At 50.3% G+C, this 2,889-nt stretch carries 3 protein-coding genes and 1 pseudogene; all 4 read left to right on the top strand.

The window, feature by feature from the left end; translation table 11 throughout:
* Positions 1–71: 71 nt before the first annotated feature.
* Positions 72–266: pseudogene (locus Q0294_RS17425) on the top strand (ATP-binding protein); the annotation flags it as partial.
* A 39-nt stretch (positions 267–305) separates the two neighbouring features.
* The gene (locus Q0294_RS17420) at positions 306–794 is read left to right on the top strand and encodes a response regulator (protein ID WP_299468007.1); all 489 of its coding nucleotides are present in this window, start codon (positions 306–308) and stop codon (positions 792–794) included.
* A 161-nt stretch (positions 795–955) separates the two neighbouring features.
* Complete coding sequence (locus Q0294_RS17415) at positions 956–1,996, top strand: TauD/TfdA family dioxygenase (RefSeq protein ID WP_299468005.1); 1,041 nt, start codon at positions 956–958, stop codon at positions 1,994–1,996.
* Positions 1,997–2,136: 140 nt separating this feature from the next.
* Entirely contained in the window at positions 2,137–2,643 is a 507-nt protein-coding gene (locus tag Q0294_RS17410; RefSeq protein ID WP_299468003.1) for a YbaN family protein, read from the top strand.
* Positions 2,644–2,889: the final 246 nt, after the last annotated feature.

Here is a 2,889-nt window from a genome sequence, read left to right as displayed (position 1 = left end):
TGCAAAGATCACGCCAAACAGTTCACTTTTTTTGACGTTATGAGACAGCTTCTAGGCATTCCCTCACATTTACATTGAATATTACTGGCATGGGAATGACTTCAGAACTGTTGAATCAGCTGTTCTCTCCCTGTTGCCTGACCGACATAGAGATACCCGATTACAGAATTGGTACGGGACTGGGACTGATAATCAGCCAGAGACTGATCGAATTACTGGGAGGCAGTATCAGTGCCGATCAGTATGATCAATCGGGAACCACAATTAAATTCTCTATCGCTACGGGAGATGCCAGTGAAGTAAAAATGGAAAAAGTTTCCGTTACCAAGCGACTCGAGGAAATCAAAGCTTCCCGATCAACTCAAGAACTCGTCAAAGAGGATTGTCGAATTCTGCTCGTCGAAGACGGGATCTATAATCAGCGGTTAATCAATTACCTGCTCACAAAAGCGGGAGCAGAAATCAACATTGTCGAAAATGGACAACTGGCGATTGATGATTTACTCCAAAGCCAGGCAATCGGCGATCCTCCAGGCGACTCGTATGACCTGATTTTGATGGACATTCAGATGCCCGTTCTCGACGGTTATGCCACTACGCGCAAACTGCGTTCAATGGGTTTTACCAAACCGATCATTGCACTCACGGCGCATGCCATGACGAACGATCGCCAGAGGTGTTTAGACGCGGGCTGTGATGAATACCTCAGCAAACCAATTGATCGCAAAAGACTGATCAGTACCATCAATTCGGTCCTGAAAACGCGGGTGAGACAGAACCTCGTTACGAGATAATTTACCAATCCCCTTTCAGCATTCCCTGAGCAGCAAGTCCGTTCTGCGGGTGATCGACAAGACCGTGCGTAATGTGGCTGCTTTCCACTCCGCTTTGATTCTGTTAAGATCGCCTTTGAACCTTCATCGGTGAAACTACATCCCACAGGAGTAATCTGAGAGTGAGTGACACACAGCATACCAACCCCCTGCCCGCTCCCTTTCTGATTCCCGCGGCCTGGAAAGGTAACGAGCTGTTCCAGAGAGCAGACTGGCTGATAAATTTAGACGAACGACACCTGGCTGATCTACAGGCGGCGCTGCACGTGATCGCTGCAGAAAAACTGAACTTCGATCAGATTTCCCCGGCACGATTTCCGCTCCCTCACCTGAGCCCTGTATTGCGTGAGATTCAGCAGTCACTGGAATCCGGTTCGGGAGCCTGCCAGCTCAAACGTTTTCCCGTCGAAAACTATTCTGCAGCCGAATTAGAAAGTCTGTTCTGGCTGATCTCCGTACATCTGGGGACTCCCGTTTCTCAAAGTGCCACCGGGGAAAAGATTTTTCACGTCCGAGACGAAGGGTACCAGATCGGCCAGGTAAAGGCACGCGGGCCGAATACACGCAAACGCCTCAGTTTCCATACTGACCGGTGTGATGTGATCGGTTTTCTCTGCCTTCAGCAGGCGATGAGCGGCGGGAACAACCAACTGGTCAGTTCGGTTTCGCTGTTTAATGAAATGCGCGCCCGCTGGCCCGAGTTGACACAGGTACTCATGCAGCCCTTTTATTATTTGCGGCATAATGTGGACACGGGAAATCAAAAAACATTTTGTCGACAGCCGATTTTCTCCGTTCAGGAAGGTCATTTTGCCGGCAGCTTCTTACGCGTTCTGATTGAACGGGCTTATGCCTCTTCCGATCTGCCCGACATGACACAGGCACAGCAGGACGCGATGAACGAACTGGAAGCGCTGGCGGAATCTCCGGAATTGAGTGTCACATTTCGTCAGGAACCGGGAGATCTGCTCTTTCTCAATAACTGGGTGACCTTTCATCGGCGTGATGATTTTGAAGATGCGGAAGAAGAATATTTAAAACGACACCTGCTGCGCGTCTGGTTGTCCGTCCCTAACAGCCGCCCACTGGACCCGTTGTTTGCAGACAACTATGGAAACACGGCAGCGGGCTCCCTGCGTGGAGGCATGCCACCTGTCCTCTGAACAAAGACAGCACCAGCTTCTCCTACGGGATTTGCCTCAGAAAAGCGGCCCTGGCAAATCAAGCTTGTTGCAAAGCCAGTTTCCGCTAAAATCTAATCTTCGCCCAACAGTTCCGTTTATCAGTCCAGATCCTCAATTCCATGATCCGAGATTCTCAACCGCAAAAAAAACGAACTGAAGCAGCCGATCCCCCCGGTCTGACTTTAGAAAGAATTGCGTTCGACGAAATTCACCCTGCATTTCTGGACACGCTGGACGAAACCTCGGTTCCCATTGTAACTGGTGTTAAAAAAGTAGTTTATCTCTGTCTGGCGGCGCTGTGTTTTGTGCTGGGGGCGCTCGGAGTCGCGTTGCCCGTACTGCCGACAACTCCCTTTCTGCTGTTGACCAGTTATTTTCTGATCCGGACTTCACCCCGCTTGAACCAGTCCTTACTGCGCTCTCCCGTATTGGGGCAGGTCTTGAAAGACTGGCAGCAGGATGGTGGCGTTCGACTGAGTGTCAAGATTCAGGCAATCTCGATCGTGATCGCCATCGTGCTGGCGACACTCATTTTCTCTCCGCTTTCAATACCTCTCAAAGCATTGCTGGCGGTTCTTGCCAGTATTGGAATTCTGGTCGTGATTCGGCTGCCGCGCCTTACCTGACACGCGATTTTCCTGAGCTTTGCCGCATCCGTCAGCAGAAAATCATCGCCGGGTCAGTTACTTTGCTCACTCGAAATGATTCCGCCACAAATCAGGTGCATCCTCTGCCGGCTTTGACTAGAATAAATCTCTTCCGATTTTATTATCTGAACTGAATTTCACAACACGGAGTCCCTCCTATGCAAAGACGAGATTTTCTCAAAAATACGGTGATCGCAGGCGGCACCGCCATGTTAGCCGGAGCAG

Origin of the sequence: uncultured Gimesia sp. (genome assembly GCF_937919775.1) — a bacterium.
Lineage (GTDB): Bacteria > Planctomycetota > Planctomycetia > Planctomycetales > Planctomycetaceae > Gimesia.
Note: the sequence above shows the minus strand (reverse complement) of the source record. Positions and strands in the feature narration are given on the sequence as shown.